This window comes from Pseudomonas sp. BR20, from assembly GCF_050780135.1.
Lineage (GTDB): Bacteria > Pseudomonadota > Gammaproteobacteria > Pseudomonadales > Pseudomonadaceae > Aquipseudomonas.
On the sequence record NZ_CP172012.1, the window covers coordinates 36,090 to 58,188 of the forward strand.

The window sequence follows — 22,099 nt, forward strand, 5'->3', positions numbered from 1 at the left end:
TCGGCCATGGGCCTGCATTTGAATCAAGGCGACGACGAACTCGTCGAGAACCACGAAATCAACGTCACACCGTTTATCGACGTGATGCTGGTGCTGTTGATCATCTTCATGGTGGCAGCACCGTTGGCCACCGTGGATATCAAGGTTGACCTGCCCGCCTCCAGCGCCAAGCCTGCGCCGCGGCCGGAGAAACCGATCTTCCTCAGCGTCAAGGCGGACCAACGCCTGTTCCTGGGCGAAGAAGAAGTCAAAGCCGAAACCCTGGGGCCGGTGCTCGATGCCAAGACCCAAGGCAAGAAGGACACGACGATCTTCTTCCAGGCCGACAAGGGCGTGGACTACGGCGACCTGATGAGCGTGATGGATGCCCTGCGGGCAGCCGGCTACCTCAAGGTCGGCCTGGTCGGACTTGAGACGGCAGCCAAGAAATGATCACGACGCGCCACAAACTGACGCGTTATGGCACCAGCCTCGCCGTCGTGCTGGGCGTGCATGCCGTCGCAATTGCCATCGCGCTCCACTGGTCGGCGCCGCACACGGTGCAGTTGCCGCCGGCAGCCATGGTCATCGACCTGGCCCCGATGCCTGCCCCCCCGCCGCCGGCGCCGCCGAAAGTGGTAACGCCACCGCAACCGCCTGCACCGGTGGAAGAGCTGCCCCTGCCAAAACTGGCCGAGGCCCCCAAGCCAACGATCCAGGTGCCCAAACCGGTCAAGCCAAAGCCCAAGCCGCAACCGCCAAAGCCGGTGGAGAAAAAGATCGAGCCGCCCAAGGAGAAACCCTCCGAGGAACCGCCGAGCGATGCTCCGCCAACCAAAGCACCGGCTGAAAAATCGGCCCAGCCGGCTCCCGGCCCATCGCCGCAGCAGATCGCCGCCAAAGCGTCCTGGGAAGGTACCCTGCTGGCACACTTGCAGAAGTACAAGAAGTACCCGCCAGGTGCCCAGGCCCGTGGCAAGGAAGGCCTGAACCGCCTGAAGTTCGTCGTGGATGCCGACGGTAACGTGCTGTCCTACGAGTTGGTGGGCCGTTCCGGCAACGCCGACCTGGACCGCGCCACCCTGGACATGATCCGTCGTGCCCAGCCGCTGCCCAAGCCACCGGCCGATATGCTCAAAGGCGGCAGCATCGAGATCGTTGCACCGTTCGTGTACAACATCGAAAAACGTCGTCGCTGAAAATGAAGGTGGCGAGGGACACCCCTCGCCACTCTCAGCAAAATCCCGCGTATTCCCCCCTCAATCCCAAGCAAAGTTCTGATAACGTGCGTCTATCGATTGCAGCCGGTATGCTTGGCCCGCAACCTCATGGACGCCCGCTATGACTCTTACAGAATTACGCTACATCGTTACCCTCGCCCAAGAGCAACACTTTGGCCACGCGGCCGAGCGTTGCCACGTCAGCCAGCCGACGCTGTCGGTGGGCGTGAAAAAGCTTGAAGACGAACTCGGTGTGCTGATTTTCGAGCGCAGCAAAAGCGCCGTGCGCCTTACCCCGGTGGGCGAAGGCATCGTTGCCCAGGCCCAGAAGGTGCTGGAGCAAGCCCAGAGCATTCGCGAACTGGCCCAGGCCGGTAAGAACCAGCTGACCGCGCCGCTGAAAGTCGGCGCCATCTATACCGTCGGCCCGTACCTGTTCCCGCACCTGATCCCGCAACTGCACCGCGTCGCACCGCAGATGCCGTTGTATATCGAAGAAAACTTCACCCACGTGCTGCGCGACAAACTGCGCAACGGCGAGCTGGACGCGATCATCATCGCCCTGCCGTTCAACGAAGCGGATGTGTTGACCCTGCCGCTCTACGACGAGCCGTTCTACGTGCTGATGCCCGCCTCCCACCCGTGGACACAGAAAGACACCATCGACGCCGGCCTGCTCAACGACAAGAGCCTGCTGCTGCTCGGCGAAGGCCACTGCTTCCGCGACCAGGTGCTGGAAGCCTGCCCGACCCTGACCAAGGGCAACGACGGCGCCAAGCACACCACGGTGGAATCCAGCTCCCTGGAAACCATCCGCCATATGGTCGCCTCTGGCCTGGGCATCTCGATCCTGCCGCTGTCGGCGGTGGACAGCCATCACTACGCCCCCGGCGTGATCGAAGTGCGTCCACTCACGCCGCCAGTGCCGTTCCGTACCGTGGCGATCGCCTGGCGCGCCAGCTTCCCACGGCCCAAAGCGATTGAGATCCTCGCCGACTCGATCCGCCTGTGTTCGGTGGCCAAGCCGCCTGCTGCGAGCTAAGTAAACGTATGACTGAGCTGTCGCAGGTGTCGGTGACGGCACTCAAGGGTGTCGGTGAGGCCATGGCCGAGAAGCTGGCCAAGGTCGGTCTGGAAAACCTCCAGGACGTGTTGTTTCACCTGCCCCTGCGCTATCAGGATCGCACCCGCGTGGTGCCCATCGGTCAACTGCGTCCGGGGCAGGATGCGGTGGTCGAAGGCACCGTCAGCGGCGCCGACGTGGTGATGGGCAAGCGCCGCAGCCTGGTGGTGCGCCTGCAGGACGGCACCGGTGGCCTGAGCCTGCGCTTCTACCATTTCAGCAATGCGCAGAAGGAAGGCCTCAAGCGTGGCACCCGCGTGCGCTGCTACGGCGAAGCCCGCCCCGGCGCCTCGGGCCTGGAGATCTACCACCCGGAGTACCGCGCCATTACCGGCGATGAACCGCCGCCGGTGGACACCACCCTCACGCCGATCTACCCGCTCACCGAAGGCCTGACCCAACAGCGCCTGCGCCAATTGTGCATGCAGACCCTGGGCATGCTCGGTCCGCAGAGCCTGCCCGACTGGCTGCCCCTGGAACTGGCCCGCGACTACCAACTGGCACCGCTGGCCGATGCGATCCGCTACCTGCATCACCCACCCGCGGATGCCGATGTCGACGAGTTGGCCCTCGGTCATCACTGGGCCCAGCACCGCCTGGCGTTCGAAGAACTGCTGACTCACCAACTGTCCCAGCAACGCCTGCGCGAAAGCATGCGCTCCCTGCGTGCGCCGGCCATGCCCAAGGCCACGCGCCTGCCTGCGCAATACCTGGCCAACCTCGGCTTTGCGCCGACGGGCGCCCAGCAACGCGTGGGCAATGAAATCGCCTACGACCTCAGTCAGCACGAGCCGATGCTGCGCCTGATCCAGGGCGACGTAGGCGCGGGCAAAACCGTGGTCGCCGCCCTCGCCGCCCTGCAGGCCCTGGAAGCCGGTTACCAGGTGGCGCTGATGGCGCCCACCGAGATCCTTGCCGAGCAGCACTTCATCACGTTCAAGCGCTGGCTCGAGCCCCTGGGCCTGGAAGTCGCATGGCTGGCCGGCAAGCTCAAGGGCAAGACGCGTGCAGCGGCGCTGGAGCAGATCGCCGGCGGCGCACCGATGGTGGTGGGCACCCATGCGCTGTTCCAGGACGAAGTCCAGTTCAAGAACCTGGCCCTGGTGATCATCGACGAACAGCATCGCTTCGGCGTGCAGCAGCGCCTGGCCCTGCGTCAGAAAGGCGTGGGCGGGCGCATGAACCCGCACCAGTTGATCATGACCGCCACCCCGATCCCGCGCACCCTGGCCATGAGCGCCTACGCCGACCTCGACACCTCGATCCTCGACGAACTGCCCCCCGGCCGCACACCGGTCAACACCGTGCTGGTCACCGATACGCGCCGGGTCGAAGTGATCGAACGGGTACGCGGCGCCTGCGCCGAAGGCCGTCAGGCGTACTGGGTGTGCACGCTGATCGAAGAGTCCGAGGAGCTGACCTGCCAGGCCGCCGAGACCACCTATGAAGACCTCACCAGCGCCTTGGGCGAACTCAAGGTCGGGCTGATCCACGGGCGCATGAAGCCTGTGGAAAAGGCGGCGGTGATGGCTGAATTCAAGGCCGGCAACCTGCAACTGCTGGTCGCTACCACCGTGATTGAAGTGGGCGTGGACGTGCCCAACGCCAGCCTGATGATCATCGAAAACCCCGAGCGCCTGGGCCTTGCGCAATTGCACCAACTGCGCGGCCGCGTCGGCCGGGGCAGCGCCGCCAGCCACTGCGTGCTGCTCTACCACCCGCCGTTGTCGCAGATCGGCCGCCAGCGCCTGGGGATCATGCGCGAAACCAACGACGGTTTTGTCATCGCCGAAAAAGACCTCGAGCTGCGCGGCCCGGGTGAAATGCTCGGTACCCGCCAGACCGGCCTGTTGCAATTCAAGGTCGCCGACCTGATGCGCGACGCCGACCTGCTGCCCGCCGTGCGCGACGCGGCGCAAGCACTGCTGGAGCGTTGGCCGGATCACGTCAGCCCGCTGCTGGATCGCTGGCTTCGTCATGGGCAGCAATACGGCCAAGTGTGACGCTTGGCGCACTTATCCGACCTACAGTTGTATCAAGCTGGTTATACTTCGGTGAATGTAGGAAATTGGATCAGGCCATGTCAGAAGTTGCCCACGCCACAGCCCCACTGACCGCCCCGCCGGTCATTCGGGCTTTGCTCGCAAAACTCGCCATCAGCTACACGGAAGTCATCGAACATCCGGGCCTGAATCCTGCGCAAAAAGTCCAGGTCGTATTGCTGGAAGACGCGGTGGGCGCCCTGATGGTGCTGTTCCCGCAGAGCCAGCTGCTGGACCTCAACCGCCTCACCGAACTCACGGGTCGCCGCCTTACGGCCGTGGCGCCGGATCGCGTCGCGCGCATGCTGGGCAAGCACGACCTGAGCCTGCTGCCGGGGCTGCCGGCACTCACCAGTTCGCCGTGCCTGTACGAAGGCAGCCTGCTCAATGAACCGAGCCTGCTGGTGCATTCGGGTGAAGCCGGGCTGCTGCTGGAAATCGCCAGCGACGCCTTCAAGACCATGCTCACCAAGGCCAGCGCCGCCCAGTTCGGTGAGCCACTGAGCAATATCCGCCCGAACCTCGACCGCCCCAATGATGACCGTGAGGAAATCACCCAGGCGATGCAGGCGTTCACCGCCCGTCGCATCCAGCAACGCCTGGAAGCGACCATCGAGATTCCCCCGCTGGCCGACACCGCACAGAAGATCATCAAGCTGCGCGTCGACCCCAATGCCACTATCGACGACATCACCAGCGTGGTCGAAACCGATCCGGCCCTGGCTGCCCAAGTGGTGAGCTGGGCCGCGTCGCCTTATTACGCATCGCCGGGCAAGATCCGCTCGGTGGAAGACGCCATCGTGCGCGTGCTGGGTTTTGACCTGGTGATCAACCTCGCACTGGGCCTGGCCCTGGGCAAGACCTTGAGCCTGCCCAAGGACCACCCGCACCAGGCCACGCCGTACTGGCACCAGTCCATCTACACCGCCGCCGTGATCGAGGGCCTGACCCGCGCCATGCCCCGCGCCCAGCGCCCGGAAGCCGGCCTGACCTACCTCGCCGGCCTGCTGCACAACTTCGGCTACCTGCTGCTGGCCCATGTGTTCCCGCCGCACTTCTCGCTGATCTGCCGCCACCTGGAGGTCAACCCGCACCTGTGCCACAGCTATGTGGAGCAACACTTGCTGGGCATCAGCCGCGAGCAGATCGGCGCCTGGCTGATGCGCTACTGGGACATGCCGGACGAACTGTCCACCGCCCTGCGCTTCCAGCACGATCCGACCTACGATGGGCAATACGCCGAGTACCCGAACCTGGTGTGTCTGGCCGTGCGCCTGTTGCGCAGCCGGGGGATTGGCTCCGGGCCGGATGAGACCATCCCGGACGAACTGCTCGAGCGTCTGGGGCTGACGCGTGACAAGGCAGAGGAAGTGGTCGCCAAAGTGCTGGATGCCGAGGTGCTGTTGCGCGAATTGGCCTCGCAGTTCAGCCAGGGCTGAATCTGGCGCCTATCAGATAGCTATCGGGGGCAAGCCCCCTCCCACACTTGGAATGCATTCGAAGTGTGGGAGGGGGCTTGCCCCCGATGAATCCAACTCGATCTACCTGAAAGCCCTACTTCTTTTTCTTCGGTTTCAAATACTTGGTCAACCCCTGGAACCAGATCACCAGCGCCGGGTTGCCCTTGATCTGGATCGACTTGTCCTGAATCCCCGTCATGAACGCCAATTGCTTGTTCTTCGCCTGCATCGTGGCGAAGCCGTAGGCGGCATCCTTGAACGCGATGGCAAACGCCGGCGTCGGGTGGACACCCGAGCGGCTGGTGATGCGTTGGTCTTTGACGATGAAGTGACGGGCAACCTTGCCGTCGAGGGTCTGCAACTGGAACGCCAGGTCTTTGTCACCCAACTGTTGCTGGAAGGCAGGATTGGTGCGGCTGGCTTTGCCCATCATCAGGCCCAGCACCCACAGGAGAAGACGAAATTTCATGCACACGGCCTCGGTGTAATTATTGAGTGGCCGCAGCAGTTTAACGAATTGCAAAAAGAACGCTACCGATCTTGCGCATTAGCGGAAGATCGGCTGGCGTTTGACGCTTATAGCAGCATTTTACTTAAACGTTAGGGCAAGGCACCGGCGCCCAGTCGGCCAGGTTTGGATCGCGGCAAGTGCCTTCGATCTGCGCTTTACCGGCGCTGGCGACCTGCTTGCTTTCAGCTTGCTTGGCCTGCACGGTCTGGATGCTCTTCTCGGTAGTCACTGCTTCTTGAGGCACGACTGGCAGCACTTTCTTTTTCGCCGGCTTGACGGCTTTCTTGCCTTTGGCCGGCGGGGTAGCGGGTGCGGTGTCGGCGGTGGCCACGGTGACCACGTCGTTACGCTGCACGCCAACCTGCTGCAGGTCTTTCTCGTAGGCCTGGGTGTAGTTGTTCAGGTCTTCGGCGGCTTTGCCGTTGACCGCAACGATCAGGTCATTGGATTCCTTCAGGCCCGCAACGATTTCCGCCAGGCGCTTGCGGCCTTCGGTGTCGTTGACGGTCTTGGCTTTGCGATCAGCCACCAACTTGGTGAATGCGCTCTGGTAGCACTGCTGGGACGCCCTGGCGTACGCGGTGCTGCGGTCGATGTCGGAGGCGCTTTTGTCCACGTCAGCCGCATACGAGGCAATGCGCTGGTTGTCATCGGCGATCTGCTTCTGACGCTCGGTGTAGTAACCCGCTGCGCCGCCGGCCAGGGCACCGCCCGCTGCGCCGATGGCGGCGTTACGGCCACGCTTTTCCTTGTCGCCGGTCAGGGCGCCGAGCAGGGCACCGCCGGCCGCGCCGATGGCCGCACCGGTAACCACCGACTTGGTCATGTTCGAGTCGGTGGCGCGCAAGTGCTGCACCGGCTCGTAGCAGTTGGGGTAGTACTCGACCTTGGTGCTGGACGCGACCTTGGAGGCTGGCGACGTGGCGCAGCCTGTCAACACGGTGCTGAAGCCAGCGGCAATCAGCAAAAGATGACGCTTGGAAACCGCCTTACGGGAAAAAAGCATAGGTTGTGTTCTCTTCTAAGTTTGACTTGCCCAGCACGGCCACTGCCGCCTGAGTCCCTTCCAAGCTCGCCATACAGCCAGCGATCAGCGCTGACCGCTCGCTGCGAGCAATTCCTTCAAGATCGTCGCCGGGTCGGCCCGCTGTTGCTTGCGGTAGTTGCCGACATGGCGAACGAACAGTGTTGCGCGCGTCACCAGGCTTTTGCCGAGCACTGGCTTGCGATCCAACTCTTCCTTGATCCGTTGAAACTGCGCCTGGATCACCGCATCGGTGTAGCGCGTGCCGGTGGCCAGGTTGTCGATATAGATCGCCACCGCGCCATCGAGGGCGCTGCGCCCGTTGTCGATGGCCGTGGCAAACAGCGCCGCGCTGGCCTCGTCCTTATTGTCCAGGGCCTGCTGGCGACTCTTCTGCAGGTTGGCCAGGCGAATGTTGTAGTTGCCAATGGTCTCGGCCACCAACGCGGCCGACTGAATCAGGTTGCCCGCCGCCTCTTCGCGTTGCTGGGCGATCAGCGAGACATTGCGCTTGAGTTCTTCATTGACCAGACCCAGCTCGGCTTGCAGCTTGGGGTCGACACTGGCGGCGATGATGCTGTCCAGGCGCTTGGTCGGGTCCTGGGCGTCGTCGATGGCATCGGTCAGCGAGGCCAGGCGGCCCTCTTTCTGCCATTGCGCAAACAGCTCCTTGTAACGCGAGCGCGGCGCCGACAAGGCACCAATCGCCACGCGGAATCCAGTGGTCTCATTGCTTTGTTCGGTGCCGTCGTCGGCGAACAGCGGGTATTCGCGGCGCATGCCGGTAAACAATGTGCCCTCGCCTTCCAGGTAGTTGCCGCCCTTGACCACAAAGCCGCCGTAAGTGCCCTGGCGACGACCGGCGTGCACCAACTGGAAGGATTCCTGGACCATTTCCGCGGCGTTGCCGATCACGTCGAACATGCCGATTGGATTGGGCAATTTGGTGCCGATGGGCATCAGGCGCGCGGCCTGGCCGGTGCCGCCTGCGACTTGGTTGAACACCGCGTAATCAGCCAGCGGGCCGTCGCTGTCGCTGCCTTCGACGCGGCGTGGAAACAGGCGCCCTTCGAGGTCCTGACGGCTCACCGCCTGGCCGCCACGCGCGGCGAACTCCCATTCCACTTCGGTGGGCAGGCGTACAAAGCCCAGGCCGCCATCTTCTGCCGACGAACCGCGCCCGCTCACCGGCAGCAAGTCGCGGTGGTATTTCATCAGCCAGGCGCTGTACACCGCCGAGAAGCGCTCAGCTTCAAAGCGCGACAGCTTCACCTTGGGCAAACGCCCGGCCATGCCGGAGGGTGCATCGCACGCAGGCGCCGGCTCGCCACTGGCCAGCGACTGCGCCTGGGCCATCACCTGGGCGTACTGGCGTGCGGTCACTTCGTACTTGCCGATGAAGTACAGCATGGGCTTGAGCGGGGTCTTGGCGTCGGTCTTCGGCATCAGGGGCGCGATGACTTTGTTCCAGTCTTTCGGCAAGTCCTTGAGGGTGAACTGGCCGTTGATAAAGTCGCGGCGGTAGCCGGAAATGAACGACTGCTGATAACCCGCCTCGCCTTCGGCGAAGGGGTAGCCGAGGCTGATCTCGCGGTCATCCAACGTCCCTTGGGCCAGCACGTAGGCGTAGCGGAACACCATATTGCCTTCGCACGGCAGCGGCAGGCTGACGTCATCGGGCAACGGCTTGGGGTTGTCGAGCTTGTCGCTTGCCTCATCGGCCCAGGCCATCGAGGCCAGGCTCAGCGCCACAACGGCGCCCAGTAACTTATACATCTCTGATTCCTTCAGAAGCCTGGATACGCGCCACTCGCCAACCACCACAGGCGGCCGCCACGGCGCTGACGCCAAGGACTGCAACCAGGGCCAGGCCATAGTGACGCGCCAGCAGGTGGCTGGCGTGTTCGCCCGGCACCTGCACAAATAGTTTATTCACAGCTGTTTCGGCCAGGCCATACAGCCCGGCACTGAGCAAGGCGGCAAACCCTGCGCTGTACAGCGCTTGCAGCACCACAAACAGCAACAGCGCGCCGGTGGAAAACCCCAACAGGCGCAACACCGACAATTCTCGACGCTTGCGTGCCACAGCCGCCAACGCCCCGGCGAAGATCGCCGCAAACGCGCCCGCCAAGGCCAGCCCGGCGATGATCCAGAAGACGATCGACAGGTTGCGGCTCAGCGACTGCACCTGCGCGATGGTCTGTGCCTGGGTCGATACCAACAGATTCTGCCCGGCGAAAAACACCCGCAACGGCTCCACATCGGTGAGGCTGCGCGCATACAAGCGAAACGCCGGATACACACGCTGTTCGCTCACAGCAACCTCATCACCCGCCCAACCCAACGCCGGCACCGCGCGGCCATCGCGGTAATCTTCCGCCGCTTCCAGCAATCTCAAATCGGCAAACAATCCGTCCCGGGCGAAGGCTTCCAGCGGCAGCACCGCCAGTACCTGCAAGCGCGTGCGCTGGGCTTCCACGCGCCCGGCCACTTGCCGCGCAAAGCTGGTCTCCAGCCAATCCCCCGGCCGCGCCGCAAGCTTCTCGGCAGCGGTATGGCTCAGCACAATCTGGTCCAGGCCCTTGGGCATCGGCAGGCCGTTCAGCAACGGGTCACGCGCCGCCGTCGGCAGCATTTCCAGGGTCAGCGTGCCCACCTGCGCCGTCGCCGCAATCTGCCGCGTGCGCGGTAAGGCGAACGCCACATCGCTGCGCTGGCCGAGCTGTTCGACAAATGCGCTGCTGAATCGACCACCGCCCAACGGAATAATTTCACGGGTGGCCGGATCGGTCTCCAAACGTTCGGTCAAACTGCTAACCAGTCCAAATTTCAGGCCGAATAACACCAGCAACGGCGCGATCACCGCCACCAGCGCCAACACCGAACAGGCCGACAGCCAGGCATCGTTGCGGTAATCCTGCCAGGCCAGGGACGCCACCAGGGGGATGCGCATCAGCACGCCTCCCCGAGGGTCGCGGTGACGCCGCCGTCGGTGTCGCGTCGACAACTGATGCGCCGCACCTGCAAGCCACTGGCACGGGCCAGGGGTTCGTCATGGGTGGCGATCACACAGGCGGTGCGGTGCTCGCGGGCCTGGGCCAGCAGGGCCTGCATCACGCGCTCGGCATTCAGCGGGTCAAGGGACGCCGTCGGCTCATCGGCCAGCACCAATTGCGGTGCATGGGCCAGGGCGCGGGCGCAGCTCACCCGTTGGCGCTGGCCCACCGACAACGCGGCCGGCTTCTTGGCCAACTGGTCGCTGATCTCCAGCTGTTCAGCCAGGCGCGTCACGCTGCCATCGTCTTTCAAGCCCAGCAGTTGCCGGGACAGCGCGATATTGCTGCGCACATCCAGAAAACCCAGCAGCCCGCCGGTTTGCAGCACATAGCCCAAGTGCTGGCTGCGCAGCGCAGCCAGAGTGGATTGCTGATCGGCGCGCCACAGCCCGCCAATGTCCTGCTGATTGAAGTCGAACCGACCCACCTGATCCGGCGCCAGTACCAGCGCCAACAGGTCCAGCAAGGTGCTCTTGCCGCACCCGCTCGGCCCGACAATCGCCAACTGTTCCCCGGCACGCAGGTGCAGCGCCGGGATCACCAGGCTGTAACGCTGGCTCCCGATCCCCCGGCTCTTATGCACCGCGCTCAGGTTCAGCATTACGGCAGTGTCGACAAGGGCACGCGGTACAACGCATCGCCCGGCTCGGCATCGCCGAAGCGGACCCAGTTGGCCACGTCATTGTGGAAGGTTTCGTAGAGGCGGATTTTCGAATCCAACTCGTCGATAAAGTCTTCCTGCTCGGCCACGCTCAACGACAACCACAGGTCCTGGGTCATGTTCAGCGACTTGCTGCGGTACGGCAGGCCTTCCAGGTATTCGCCAAGAAGACCGCCGTCGGCCAGGTTGCCACCCTTGCGCAGGGCCTGCGGATCTCGGCTCATATAGGCCGAGGCGCTGGCGATTTCCTGGAAGAAATCCTTGGGCGAGGTCTGGGTCTTGCGCGCCGCATCGACGATCAGTTTCAACGACTGTTGCAGGTCGTTGAGCTGCAATTTGGTCAGCATCACGCACACCTGGAACGCCGGCAGCGCGGGGTTGGTCAGGTCGCGGTCGGCGGTCCAGGCACTGACCAGCTGCGGCGCCTGGCTCGCGCTCTTGCGACCGAGGAAATCCATGTGCATCGCATAGCCGACCGCTGCGGATTTGTCCGCCAGGCTCGGCGCGGCACTCAGCAGCGGCACCGGTTGCGGGGTATTGCTGCGCACCTGATGCACGAGGTTGGCGAACACGCTGCCGATCTCGTCGACGCGCTCGCCCAGCTTGCGTACATCGCCACCCGGAACCGCGGTGTACAGGTCGCCGATCTGCGGGTTGGCGTCGGCCGTGAGGATGCGGTACTGGCTCTCGGCGCCGGCGTGGGTTTTCTTGCCGGCGTCGGTGCGCAGGTGCAGCGCGTAGATCTTGATCTGCTTGCCCAGCGCGGCCTGGCGCACTTCGGCTTCGTTCATCTGGGTGGCGGCAAAGGGGTCGTTCTTACGCAAGGCACCGGCATCGGTGACCAGCAGGATGATACGCCCGCCATAGCCGGACCAGTCCATGCCGTCCACGGCCTGCATCACGCCGGCAAACGCGTCCTCGTTGAAGGAGTGGCTGGACACGGTAGACGCCTTGACCTGGCGCGCCATGTCGAGGAAGCGTTGCGGGTCGCGGCCCTGGTCGAGGCTGATCAGGGTCTTGGCCACGTATTCCAGGCCCGGGGTTTTCTTGATGCTGCTACGGAAACCGACCATGCCGAAGCTGACACTGTCCAGCTCGCCACGCTCGGCGATGCGGGTTTGCAGCTCGTGCACGACGTCGCGGATCTGGTCGATGTAGGGCTGCATGGAGACCGTGGTGTCCACTACCAGCACCACCGCCGTGCGGAAGGCATCAGCATTGGCGTTGATCACCGGCGTCGCGGGCTTGACCGCCGCGCTGCTGCCTGGGTCGATGGAGGCGATGTTAAGCAACTGCACCGGCTGGCCGTTCTCGTCGAAGCTCTCCTTGGCGTCGAAAATCGGCAGCAGGTAGAACTGGTTCTGCGGCACCGCGCTGGCGGACGGCTCCAGGGCCAGGACCTGGCCGTTATCTTCGCGGTTCTTCTGCGCCTTGGCCAACACGCCTTTGGCGGCGGCAGGGTCGGCCAGCAGCTTTTCCACTTCAGCGGATTGACGCAGGAACATCACCGGCGCCCGGCCAGAGCGCTCGGTGAATTTGAGCACGAGGCTTTGCTTCCAATCGCTGACCTGGGCGGCCGGCAACCAGCCGTCGCTGCGGCCATCGGTGGCGGCACCGACGCGCACCCACGGGCTGCCGTCGACGTCTTTGCGCTGGTACACATAAAGCACCGAAAACGCCGGCAGGGCCTTGCCCGGCGCGCTGCCGGCGTCATTCGACAGTTTGGCGCCGGGCTTGCTGAGGACGCGCTGGAACAGGGTCTTCTTACCGGCCATCAACAACGGACGTTGGCCGCCGTCCACTTCGGCCACCGCCACGGGTGGCGTTGCCTGGGGCACTTCGGCTGCCGCCGCAGGTGGCTTGGCCTGAGGCACGACGGCAGCCGGCGGCTTGGCCGGCTCATCACTGCCGCTCAACCACCAGTAGCTGCCGCCTCCAATGGCCAATGCGACGGCCACTGCTACCGCAGCCAGTGCCAACACCGGTCCACGCCGCTGCTCGGACACGGCATTATGCTGGGTCGGCGTCACCACCGGCTGGCGCACCGGTTGCGGCTGGGGTTTATCGGTCGGGATGTCGATCGTGACCGGCGTCATGCCCGCCAGGTCAAAACTCAGCGGAATCGGCAACGGCCGCACCAGCGTGGCCTCCGGCGAGTCCGTCGGCAGATTGTCCAGCGCCTGCAGCAGCGCCGCCGCATCCGGGAAACGCTCCGCCGGGTCCTTGGCCAACAGCTTGCGCAGCACGCCCTGATAACGGCCGTGGTGCACCGGCAATTCCGGCAAGGGTTCGGTCAGGTGCGCCAGCGCCGTGGACAGCGCATCATTGCCGTTGTACGGCAGCTTGCCGACGAGGATTTCATACAGCACCACGCCCAGCGCGTAGAGGTCGGCACGGCCATCGATCTCCTGGCCCCGCGCCTGCTCCGGGCTCATGTAGCTCGGCGTGCCCACGGCAAAACCGGCCTGGGTGAACTGGGTGCGGTCGTCCAGGGACTTGGCAATACCGAAGTCCGAGAGCACCGCCGTGCCATCGGCGCGGAACAGGATGTTTGCCGGCTTGACGTCGCGGTGCACCAGCCCCTGGGCATGGGCGTAACCCAAGGCCGAGGCGATCTGGCGGATCAACGTAATGCCCTGCTCCGGCGTCAGGCCGGCAGCGATGCGCTCCTTGAGCGTGCCGTTGGGCAGGTATTCCATGGCCATGTAATACAGCTCACCGACATTGCCGATGTCATGGATGGTCACCGTGTGCGGGTGGGACAGCCGCGCCAGGGTCTTGCCCTCGCGCAGGAAACGCTCGCAGAAACTCGGGTCGGCCGCCAGCGCCGCCGCCATCACCTTCAACGCCACCTTGCGCTCCAGGGAGCGCTGGGTCGCCAGGTACACGCTGGCCATGGCGCCTTCGCCGATCTCGCCTTCGATGTCGTAGCCCGGAATCACAATGTTCATGCCGATACCTTCACGACGATGGCGGTGATGTTGTCCGGCGCGCCACGGTTGAGCCCCAGGTGCACCAGGCTGCGCACGATTTCGTCCGGCGCGTCGTGGCTGAGCACTTCGCGGATTTCACGGTCTTCAACGGTTTTGTTCAGGCCATCGCTGCACAGCAGGTAGCTGTCGCCGGGAGCGATCAGCAGGTCGACCACCGCCAGCTCCAGTTGGGCTTCCACGCCGATGGCGCGGGTGACGATATTGGCGCGCGGGTGCACGCGGGCATCGGCTTCGCTGAGCAGGCCGCTGTCTTGCAGGTCCTGCACGTAGCTGTGATCGCGCGAGATGCCTTCGAGCACGCCGTCGCGCAGGCGGTACAGGCGGCTGTCGCCGGCCCACAGGCACACACCGCGCAAACCGCGTGCAGCGAGCACCACCACCGTGCTGCCCATCATGGCCACGCCACGGTTGGCGGTTTCTTCACGCACGGCGGCGTTGATGCGGATCAGGTCATTGCGCAAGGCCGCCGAGTACTCATCGAGGGAGCGCCCCATCGGCACACTGCGCAGGCTGTCGACGATCAGGCTACTGACGTAATCCCCCGCCGCATGCCCGCCCATGCCGTCGGCCACCACCCACAGGCGATTTTCCGGCAGGTCCAGGCACGCGTCTTCGTTGACCTGGCGGACCATGCCCACATGGCTTTTGCTCGCGGATTTGTACGTCGACCCCATCTACACCACACCTTCTTGTCCGAGCAAAAACTGCGCAAAATCGCCAGCGGCAGGCAGGCCCTGACACCGCAATAAACCAGGGGAAATCGTCTGCGAACCACGCCCCCACCAGAGGCTCGCACCGTCGCAGGCCTGTTCGGCGAGCGCGGTCATGCGCTGGTGCGGCACGCTGGCCGCCACGCGCTGCAGGCCGGCGAAACGGCTATCCACCGCACGCGGCTCTGTCGCCGGCAAGCCCAGGTCGTCGAGGCCAGCGTTGAAGCGTTCGAATGTGGCGCCGGCATCCAGGGTGCTGAGCAGCAGCTCTTCAGCCTGCTCGAACCAGCTGTCCGGCCCGCCCACCAGGGACGCAGGGTTGATGTCGTGATCAAGCAAGGTGACCACCGCCAGCGGGAAATAGCGCCCGACCCGGTCAATGCTCGGCATCACCACGCCCGCCGCCGCGTCCGGCCCACACACGCCGGGCGCCAGCACAAAGCGCCACAGCGGGCTGACCAGGTACGCATTGAGCCAGCCGGCGCCCAGGCTGTTCTGGCTGGCGAGCAACCCCGCCGCCAGCCAGCTGTCCCACGGGCCGATAAAGCTCTGGGGCAAAGCGCGGCTGACGAAGTCACCGCGGCTGGCCAACTTGCCGTAGAAGCCCAGCGTCGTCATAGCCGCTCCGGCAGGCTGAAGCCACTGAGCACGCGGCTCTTGAACGGGTTGAAGGCGCTGTTGGCGCGCAACTCGTAGGCGATGCTTGCACCGTCGACCCGCAGGCGCAGGTTGAAGCGGTCCGGCGAGTTACCGGCGGTGAGGTCCGACTGTTCCAGCAAGCGGAACCAGGCCCACGGCCCGTCGAGGGTCACGCCCGAGCGGCCACTGGCCGACGGCGGCATGATCGAGAGACGCACCACGCCAATGCTACCGGGGTTCGGCCATTGCATCGCCACGGGGCGGCTTGGACCGTGGTCGTAGCTCAATTGCTGGCCGTCGAGGTCGAGCAGGAACTGGGTGATGGTCGGGTCCATCGACACCGGCTTGAGTTCGAAACGCACGATCGGTTGGGTACCCCCGGAGCGGAAAAACGCATCGCGGATCGTTGCGGCACGTTGGAAGGTTTGCAGCACGCCCGGCGCAATCCCGAGCTTCTGCGCCGCGCCCGGCTGCCAGCGCCAGGTCTGTGCCGAGGTGTCCACGTACGGCTGCAGGTATTTGCGGAAGTAGTTGTCCATCACCCCGCCCACGCCGAAGAACTGGCCGAAGTCATCCAAGGTCGCATCCCGCGCGCTGCCCGGCGACATCGGGTAACGGCCGGCCAGGGACTGGCGGTACACATTGACCACTTCGCTGACCCATGCCGCGTTCAGCTGGTTACGCACTCCGCCCATCATGCTGTTGGTGGTGGAGTTGACCACCGACTTGACCATGCCCTGCACCAGCGGCGGTTGGCGCTCAGCGTTCAGGCTGACCCGTGTGGCTGCAGCCGCCGCCTGGTTCTTGGCCTCGCCAAGCAAGGCATCGCCGCTGGCCCCGACCATGGCACTGACCTGCACATACAGCGCGTTCATGTCCGACAACAGGCCGTCGATGGCTGCCGGTTCGCCTTCGTTCTTGCTGACGATGCTGTTGAGTTCGGCAAAGTGCGCGGTCACCGGATCATCCGCTGCCGCCGGCGCATTGGCCGCCGGTTGCTCCTGGCCGAGCAGGCTGCCGAGGCGCTCCTTGAGCTTGTCGACGCCGCCTTCCACCGGCACGCCTTTGGCGGCCAATTGGCGTTCTTCAGCTTGCAGATCGGTTTCCTTGGCCACGGCCACCAGCAGTTTTTTCAGTGGCGAGCTCGGGCCGGAAATCACCCGCAGCACATCGGCCGCCTGGGCCACGCTGGTGATCGGCACAAAGTCGATGTCGGCGAGCAACGCATCCCACTGGCGCTGGTAGTCCTGGAAGTACAGGCGGCGCACATCGGCGGCGAGGCTGACCACGTTCTGCTGATCGGCCTGCTCGCGGCCCAACACCCACTGTTCTTCAGCCAGGGTGCCGGTCTGGTTCAGGCTGCTCAGCAAAAACGCCTGGCGATAGCCCTTGGCGGTGAAAAAGCCACTCAACGGCTCGCCCAACGGCTTGCCGCTTTTACGGCTGAACACCAGCGCGGCATCACGGCCAGCGGCTTCGTTGATACGGAAGTCCGGGATGCCTTCAGGCAGTTTCTGGCGTTTGACCCGGTCGTAGACGCGCTGGGCCACCGGCAGTTGTTGCAACTGGCGACGCAGATCGTCGATCAGGCGTGGGTCAAGGCGCGCACTTGGCGGATGGCGTTCAAACAACGCCTGCAAGTGCCCGGTCAACGCCAGGCGCTGATCGGCCGGCAGGTCGCGCGGCAGGTTGCGGTCCCAGTCGAGGGCTATCCAGGCCTTGATGAAGTCCGGGTCGTAATGCTCGCTGTCGGCGAGCATCAGGTAGGCCTTGAGGCCTTCGTAGAGGAAGTCGGAGTTGCCGCCGCCGTGCAGTTGCTCCTCGATGCGCGTCACCAGGCGCGGCGCAAACACGGCGATCAACAGTTTGCGATAGACACTGGCGGACTCGGCTTCGAGCATATCGCCCTGATACAGCCCCAGGCCTTCGGACCAGCTCGGCGAATCGCCCGCCAGGTGCTTCACCGCATTGAGCAGCGGCAGCACCGCGAGCACTTCACGCTGCGCCGGGCTCAGGTTCTGTACGGTCTGGCCCAGCGGGGCGACCTTCTGGTCGACCTGGGCGATATACGCCTGGTTGGCGCGATAGCTCACCCACCACAGGCTGCTGACCACGATCACCAAGGCCACGGTGGCTGCGAGTACACCGCGTGCAATCCACTTGCGCCGGCGTTCGACTTTCGGGTTCACACCCACCAGTCCACGCTCGGCAAAGGCCACGGCGGTGAAGAGTTTCTCGATGAAGTAACTGCGCCCGGTGCCGCTTTGACGCGCCAGGTGCTGGCGGTCCAGGTTCATGCTCTGGGCCATGGCGCCGATCAGGCGGTCAATCGGGCTGCCTTCCTGGGTGCCGCTGGTGAAGTACACGCCGCGCAGCAACACACGTTCTTCAAAGGCATTGGGTTTGAACACGCCTTCGAGGAAGCTTTGCAGGCAGTCCTTCAATGCGCCGAACTGCTGCGGGAAGCCGTAGATCAGGTCGCGCCGCGCCGGGTCGCGCTCCTGTTGCAGGCGCTCCACCAGACGTTCGTTGAGGCGCTGCTCCAGACCGGCGAATTCGCTTTGCAGGTGCGCCAGCGGGCTGTCGCTGTTCTTGCCGTCATCGAGGGCAAAGGTCATGCCCCACACCTGGGCGCGCTCTTCCTTGCTCAGGTTGTCGAAGAACTCCATGAAGCCCGGCACCAGGTCGAGCTTGGTCAGCATCAGGTAGATCGGGAAACGCACGCCCAATTGGGTGTACAGCTCCTGGATACGCAGGCGGATCGCCGCCGCATGGGCCGCGCGTTCGGCATCGGTGCCCAGCAGCAGATCCGACAGGCTGATGGCGATAAAGGCGCCATCGATCGGGCGGCGCGAGCGCTGCTTTTTCAGCAGGTCGAGAAAGCCCAGCCACGCGGCCTTATCCACCGTGGAGTTGCTGTCCTGAGTGGTGTAGCGGCCGGCGGTGTCGAGCAGTACGGCCTGGTCGGTAAACCACCAGTCGCAGTTGCGCGTACCGCCGACGCCGCGCACCGCCCCGGCGCCCAACTGGGCCGCCAACGGAAAGTGCAGCCCGGAGTTGACCAGCGCCGTGGTCTTGCCCGAACCCGGCGGGCCGATGATCACGTACCACGGCAGCTCGTAGAGGTTGCGGCGTTCGTCGCCACCAAGCTTGGCCTTTTTCAGCAGCGCCAGGGCTTCGTCCATGCGCTGGCGCAGGGTGGTGAGCTCTTCGGCGGTGGCCACGCTGTTGGGGTCGGCCGGGGTTTCGGCAGCCAGGCTGCGCATCACTTCGGCGGCTTGGCGCCGCGCCTGGATGATGCGGAACACGCGGTAGGCGATCCACACCGCGAACACCAGGATGATCAGCGCCCAGCGCCGGCCCTCCGGCACCAGCACATCGAGCAACGGCCCCACAAACCAGATGATCAGGCTCAGGGCGATCAGGCCCAGCACGGGGATCACCCAGCGAATCATGAAACTGAAAAACGCCTTCACTCGACGCCCTCCGCCAATACGGTGATTTCAACCCGACGATTGCGGGCACGGCCTTCGGCAGTCGCGTTGGTCGCCAACGGCTCGGTGTCGCTCCTGCCTTCGGCACTGAAGCGATCGGCCTGGCCGGTCTTGGCCGCGAGGATCTCCAATACCGACTTGGCCCGCGCTTCGGACAGGGCCCAATTGGATGGGAAACGCAGCGTGGCAATCGGGCGGTTGTCGCTGTGCCCGGTGACCCGCACCTGGCCCTTGACCTTGCGGATGGCGTCGGCGATGCGCAGCATCAGCGGCTGGTAGTCATCGACGATGCTGGAACTGGCGGATGCAAACAGCTCATCGCCTCGAATGGTGACGACAGAACGGTCGACCTTGTCTTCCACTGCGACGCGACCGGCTTTGATGTCTTCCGCCAGGAAGCCGGCCAGGCGCGGACGCTCGACTACCTTGGGCTGCGCCACGGGACGGTCGATGGCCTGCACCGGGATCTCACCCAGTGCATGGATATTTTTGAACACCGGCTCCGCCTGCGCCGCGAGCAGCATGCGCAAGGTGAACAGCAAGGCCAGCAACAACGCCAGGCCAATCGCCACGGCGATCCACGGCGGCATGAACTGCGCCAGCCGATCACGCGCCACGGTGACGCCGCGCCAATGCGGCGACAGCTCGCGCTCGTGGTCACCGCGCGCGCTGCGAATCGCCGCCGCCGTGCGCTCACGCAAGGCTTCCAACTGGCTGCGACCGTCGTTCATCACGCGGTAACGCCCTTCGAAACCCAGGCACATGCACAGGTACAACAGCTCCAGCAGGTACAGGCGCTCCCGTGGACTTTGCAGGCAGTGGTCGAGCAACTGGAAGACTTTTTCGCCCCCCCAGGCTTCGTTGTGCACGGTGATCAACAGGCTCTGCTTGCCCCAATCGCTGGTGCTGCCCCACGGCGTGCTCAACACCGCCTCATCGAGGGCGGTGCACAGTGCGTAACGCGCCAGCAGCACTTCGTTGCGTGCCACGCCAGCGGCTTCGGCGCGCTCTTCGAACTGGCGCAGGTAGGCCAGCAACTGCGCGCGCAAGCTGGCCGGCGCCGGGTGCGCGATGGTGTTGCGCAGGCGCGTCAGCAGCGCCAGCAGAGGGCCGGCGGCACTTTCCAGCGGGTTCAGGCCCTGGCTTTTGCCGGTGAGGATCGGTGCCGCCGGCATCGACAGCGGGGCCGGTTCGGCACGCGCGGGTTCCGGCGCACGGCCACCCGGGCGCGGCATGAACTGGGTGCGGTCGTCATCATTGGGATGCATCGCGGATTATCCTCGGATCGCCCAGAAGGCCAGGTTCAAGCCCGGGAACTGCCCGGCGATGTGGAAGGCAAAACCACCGGAATTGCTCAACTGTTGCCAGTGCTCGCTGCCCCGATCCAGCTCGTAGTAGGTCGAGCCTGCGTGGTACGGCAATTGGCGCGGCGCCACTGGCAACGGCAGCAAGGTGATGCCCGGCAGTTGCAGGTTGACCATGTCGCGGATGTGCTCCACCGCGCCGACCTTGCTCTGCTGGCCGAAGCGCGCACGCAAGGTTTCGCCGGGCACGTCGGCGCGTACCACCAGGATGAAGCTGGCGCTGTCGAGCAGGGTCTTGTCCGCCAGCATCGCCACGTGGATGCCATAGGCTTTTTCCACAATGGGAATCGGCGTGGCCTTGCTGTCGATCAGCATCGACAGCGCCTCACGCAACGCAGCCATCACCGGCGCGAAACTCAGGGCCAGGTCGTCGTGCTGGTATTGCGGGTATTCCTGGGGGCGACGGCCCGAGGTGGAGAAAGTCGAGAACTCACCGGCCAGGCTGACCAGTTCGCTGAAGAAGCGCTCCGGGTGCAGCGGGCTCAACTGGCTGAAATGCTGGATCAACGGCTGGGCGCGGTTGACCAGTTGCAGCAGCATGAAGTCGGCGATCTCCGACGCACCGCCCGCCCCCGAGGCGACCACACGACCCGCCAGGGCTTCGCCGCGCTGGTGCAGCAGGCCCAGCAGTTCGCTGCGAAACGCGCTCAACGGTTTGCTGGCGGCCACGTCCAGCACGGGTGGGATGTAGCTGTCGTCGAGAACCAGCGCACGGTCCGCGCGCTTTTCCTTGATGCGCACCAGGCCCACGGCGGCGTAGTCACTGATGCCATCCTGGGCAGTCAGCAAGCGCAGGGCCCGGGACCCCACGGCCACCGGCGCGCGGTTTTCGAACGGGGCGTTGTCATCGCGCACTTCGCGCACCTGGCTCACGTAACGCGCGGCTTCCAGGGCTTCGCCTTCATCCACGGTGTCGCGGGCACCCGCACGTTTGAGGGGCAAGGCCAGGTAGACCAGGCCATCGCGCAGGTTGTCGTCGATGTTCAGCGGGCTGGGCGCCAGGTCATCCTGGGGGATATTGAACGGCGTGCCGTCGGGCAACAGGCCGCGCGCCGAGACAATGGCCAGCTTGCCCTGGGCCAACAGGCCCTGGTCGATCAGCAACTCGGAGAACCCCCAGGCGCCGGCGGACAACGGGCGGCTGCGGGCGTCGATCAGGTTTTCCAGGTAACGGTCATGCTGCTGGAAGTGCTGCGTTCCGATGAACATGCCTTCCGACCAGACCACGCGATTGTTCCAGGACATGGGGGCTCCGATTGCTTCTTATTGGGCAGGGCTGGATGGGGTGACCACGACGTCGGCGCGCACGGCGCGTACATCGAGGCTGATCTGGTATTCGGTGTATTGGCGCGCCGGCACGTTGATCACCGTGCGCCATTGCGCGCGGTCCAGCTCGCGATAACCCACCAGCAAGCCGATCTGGCGCGTGGAGGGGTCGAGGTCGCGCTGGATGCTCAGTTGCTGGCCGGGTTGCACCATGACTTCGTCCTGGTCCAGCAGATCCAGGCCGAGGGTCGATTGCGCACGGTCGGCCAGGGCGAAGTAATCGGAGCGGGCGAAGGTCGCGGCGTTCTTCAGTTCGAAAATGCGCACCCGCACCGGGGCGGCCTGGCCGTTGGCGCCGGGGTTAAGCCCGGCAATGGCGTGGAAATGCAACTCGACGGCGGCGGTGTCCGCTTCAGCCTCGGCGGCGGCTTCGGGTTTGACCGCGTCCTTGCTACACGCGGTCAGCAGCAGCGCGGTGGCGACTGCGAGTAAAAACCTGGGAATCATCCTGCGTCCTCAATGACGTACTGAGCTATCCGTTAATCCATGTGTTGCGT

17 protein-coding genes are annotated in these 22,099 nt (G+C 64.7%); 5 read left to right on the top strand and 12 right to left on the bottom strand.

Going from position 1 to position 22,099, the window contains the following annotated elements; translation table 11 throughout:
- Positions 1–6 precede the first annotated feature (6 nt).
- The 5 genes from exbD to ACHPFG_RS00210 all read left to right on the top strand — a co-directional run bounded on the left by exbD (position 7) and on the right by ACHPFG_RS00210 (position 5,803).
- Positions 7–432: a TonB system transport protein ExbD gene (gene exbD, locus ACHPFG_RS00190; protein WP_003195519.1), complete on the top strand. Its 426-nt coding sequence runs from the start codon at positions 7–9 to the stop codon at positions 430–432.
- Entirely contained in the window at positions 429–1,178 is a 750-nt protein-coding gene (locus ACHPFG_RS00195; RefSeq protein ID WP_431701293.1) for a TonB family protein, read from the top strand. The genes exbD and ACHPFG_RS00195 overlap by 4 nt, the downstream gene beginning before the upstream one ends.
- Positions 1,179–1,320: 142 nt before the next feature.
- Complete coding sequence (locus tag ACHPFG_RS00200; protein WP_015886540.1) at positions 1,321–2,241, top strand: hydrogen peroxide-inducible genes activator; 921 nt, start codon at positions 1,321–1,323, stop codon at positions 2,239–2,241.
- Between the two features lie 8 nt (positions 2,242–2,249).
- Positions 2,250–4,325, top strand: coding sequence for an ATP-dependent DNA helicase RecG (gene recG, locus ACHPFG_RS00205; protein WP_431701294.1), 2,076 nt, complete (start codon positions 2,250–2,252; stop codon positions 4,323–4,325).
- A gap of 77 nt (positions 4,326–4,402) precedes the next feature.
- A complete protein-coding gene (locus ACHPFG_RS00210; protein WP_431701295.1) occupies positions 4,403–5,803 on the top strand; it encodes an aminoacyl-tRNA deacylase and HDOD domain-containing protein in 1,401 nt (466 codons plus the stop codon).
- Between the two features lie 115 nt (positions 5,804–5,918).
- On the opposite strand, the gene ACHPFG_RS00215 is transcribed toward ACHPFG_RS00210, so the two are convergent.
- The 12 genes from ACHPFG_RS00215 to tssJ form a co-directional block, all read right to left on the bottom strand.
- Positions 5,919–6,293: a hypothetical protein gene (locus ACHPFG_RS00215; protein WP_058424462.1), complete on the bottom strand. Its 375-nt coding sequence runs from the start codon at positions 6,291–6,293 to the stop codon at positions 5,919–5,921.
- Positions 6,294–6,417: 124 nt separating this feature from the next.
- On the bottom strand, positions 6,418–7,341 hold the full coding sequence (gene tagQ, locus ACHPFG_RS00220) for a type VI secretion system-associated lipoprotein TagQ (protein WP_431701296.1): 924 nt from the start codon (positions 7,339–7,341) through the stop codon (positions 6,418–6,420).
- A gap of 84 nt (positions 7,342–7,425) precedes the next feature.
- Positions 7,426–9,135 carry a formylglycine-generating enzyme family protein gene (locus ACHPFG_RS00225; RefSeq protein ID WP_431701297.1) on the bottom strand — a complete coding sequence of 570 codons (1,710 nt, stop codon included), beginning with the start codon at positions 9,133–9,135 and terminating at the stop codon, positions 7,426–7,428.
- Complete coding sequence (locus ACHPFG_RS00230) at positions 9,128–10,312, bottom strand: ABC transporter permease (protein WP_431701298.1); 1,185 nt, start codon at positions 10,310–10,312, stop codon at positions 9,128–9,130. The genes ACHPFG_RS00225 and ACHPFG_RS00230 overlap by 8 nt, the downstream gene beginning before the upstream one ends.
- Positions 10,312–11,016, bottom strand: coding sequence for an ABC transporter ATP-binding protein (locus ACHPFG_RS00235; protein ID WP_431701299.1), 705 nt, complete (start codon positions 11,014–11,016; stop codon positions 10,312–10,314). The genes ACHPFG_RS00230 and ACHPFG_RS00235 overlap by 1 nt, the downstream gene beginning before the upstream one ends.
- Positions 11,016–14,027: a serine/threonine-protein kinase gene (locus tag ACHPFG_RS00240; RefSeq protein WP_431701300.1), complete on the bottom strand. Its 3,012-nt coding sequence runs from the start codon at positions 14,025–14,027 to the stop codon at positions 11,016–11,018. Before ACHPFG_RS00240 ends, ACHPFG_RS00235 begins: the two co-directional genes overlap by 1 nt.
- Entirely contained in the window at positions 14,024–14,743 is a 720-nt protein-coding gene (locus ACHPFG_RS00245; RefSeq protein WP_131697661.1) for a PP2C family protein-serine/threonine phosphatase, read from the bottom strand. The genes ACHPFG_RS00240 and ACHPFG_RS00245 overlap by 4 nt, the downstream gene beginning before the upstream one ends.
- The gene (gene tagF / locus ACHPFG_RS00250; protein ID WP_131697662.1) at positions 14,744–15,397 is read right to left on the bottom strand and encodes a type VI secretion system-associated protein TagF; all 654 of its coding nucleotides are present in this window, start codon (positions 15,395–15,397) and stop codon (positions 14,744–14,746) included.
- On the bottom strand, positions 15,394–18,894 hold the full coding sequence (gene tssM / locus ACHPFG_RS00255) for a type VI secretion system membrane subunit TssM (protein WP_431701301.1): 3,501 nt from the start codon (positions 18,892–18,894) through the stop codon (positions 15,394–15,396). The genes tagF and tssM overlap by 4 nt, the downstream gene beginning before the upstream one ends.
- Positions 18,891–20,180 (bottom strand): DotU family type VI secretion system protein, encoded by a 1,290-nt coding sequence (locus ACHPFG_RS00260; RefSeq protein ID WP_145337407.1) that lies wholly within the window; start codon positions 20,178–20,180, stop codon positions 18,891–18,893. Before ACHPFG_RS00260 ends, tssM begins: the two co-directional genes overlap by 4 nt.
- A gap of 6 nt (positions 20,181–20,186) precedes the next feature.
- Positions 20,187–21,521 (bottom strand): type VI secretion system baseplate subunit TssK, encoded by a 1,335-nt coding sequence (gene tssK, locus ACHPFG_RS00265; RefSeq protein WP_431701302.1) that lies wholly within the window; start codon positions 21,519–21,521, stop codon positions 20,187–20,189.
- An 18-nt stretch (positions 21,522–21,539) separates the two neighbouring features.
- Positions 21,540–22,049: a type VI secretion system lipoprotein TssJ gene (tssJ, locus tag ACHPFG_RS00270; RefSeq protein ID WP_431701303.1), complete on the bottom strand. Its 510-nt coding sequence runs from the start codon at positions 22,047–22,049 to the stop codon at positions 21,540–21,542.
- Positions 22,050–22,099: the final 50 nt, after the last annotated feature.

What these genes read in the sequence shown, in the direction of transcription:
- exbD (WP_003195519.1), top strand. Translation starts at nt 7, where the DNA reads ATGGGCCTGCATTTGAATCAAGGCGACGACGAACTCGTCGAGAACCAC.
- ACHPFG_RS00195 (WP_431701293.1), top strand. Translation starts at nt 429, where the DNA reads ATGATCACGACGCGCCACAAACTGACGCGTTATGGCACCAGCCTCGCC.
- ACHPFG_RS00200 (WP_015886540.1), top strand. Translation starts at nt 1,321, where the DNA reads ATGACTCTTACAGAATTACGCTACATCGTTACCCTCGCCCAAGAGCAA.
- recG (WP_431701294.1), top strand. Translation starts at nt 2,250, where the DNA reads ATGACTGAGCTGTCGCAGGTGTCGGTGACGGCACTCAAGGGTGTCGGT.
- ACHPFG_RS00210 (WP_431701295.1), top strand. Translation starts at nt 4,403, where the DNA reads ATGTCAGAAGTTGCCCACGCCACAGCCCCACTGACCGCCCCGCCGGTC.
- ACHPFG_RS00215 (WP_058424462.1), bottom strand. Translation starts at nt 6,293, where the DNA reads ATGAAATTTCGTCTTCTCCTGTGGGTGCTGGGCCTGATGATGGGCAAA.
- tagQ (WP_431701296.1), bottom strand. Translation starts at nt 7,341, where the DNA reads ATGCTTTTTTCCCGTAAGGCGGTTTCCAAGCGTCATCTTTTGCTGATT.
- ACHPFG_RS00225 (WP_431701297.1), bottom strand. Translation starts at nt 9,135, where the DNA reads ATGTATAAGTTACTGGGCGCCGTTGTGGCGCTGAGCCTGGCCTCGATG.
- ACHPFG_RS00230 (WP_431701298.1), bottom strand. Translation starts at nt 10,312, where the DNA reads ATGCGCATCCCCCTGGTGGCGTCCCTGGCCTGGCAGGATTACCGCAAC.
- ACHPFG_RS00235 (WP_431701299.1), bottom strand. Translation starts at nt 11,016, where the DNA reads ATGCTGAACCTGAGCGCGGTGCATAAGAGCCGGGGGATCGGGAGCCAG.
- ACHPFG_RS00240 (WP_431701300.1), bottom strand. Translation starts at nt 14,027, where the DNA reads ATGAACATTGTGATTCCGGGCTACGACATCGAAGGCGAGATCGGCGAA.
- ACHPFG_RS00245 (WP_131697661.1), bottom strand. Translation starts at nt 14,743, where the DNA reads ATGGGGTCGACGTACAAATCCGCGAGCAAAAGCCATGTGGGCATGGTC.
- tagF (WP_131697662.1), bottom strand. Translation starts at nt 15,397, where the DNA reads ATGACGACGCTGGGCTTCTACGGCAAGTTGGCCAGCCGCGGTGACTTC.
- ACHPFG_RS00260 (WP_145337407.1), bottom strand. Translation starts at nt 20,180, where the DNA reads ATGCATCCCAATGATGACGACCGCACCCAGTTCATGCCGCGCCCGGGT.
- tssK (WP_431701302.1), bottom strand. Translation starts at nt 21,521, where the DNA reads ATGTCCTGGAACAATCGCGTGGTCTGGTCGGAAGGCATGTTCATCGGA.
- tssJ (WP_431701303.1), bottom strand. Translation starts at nt 22,049, where the DNA reads ATGATTCCCAGGTTTTTACTCGCAGTCGCCACCGCGCTGCTGCTGACC.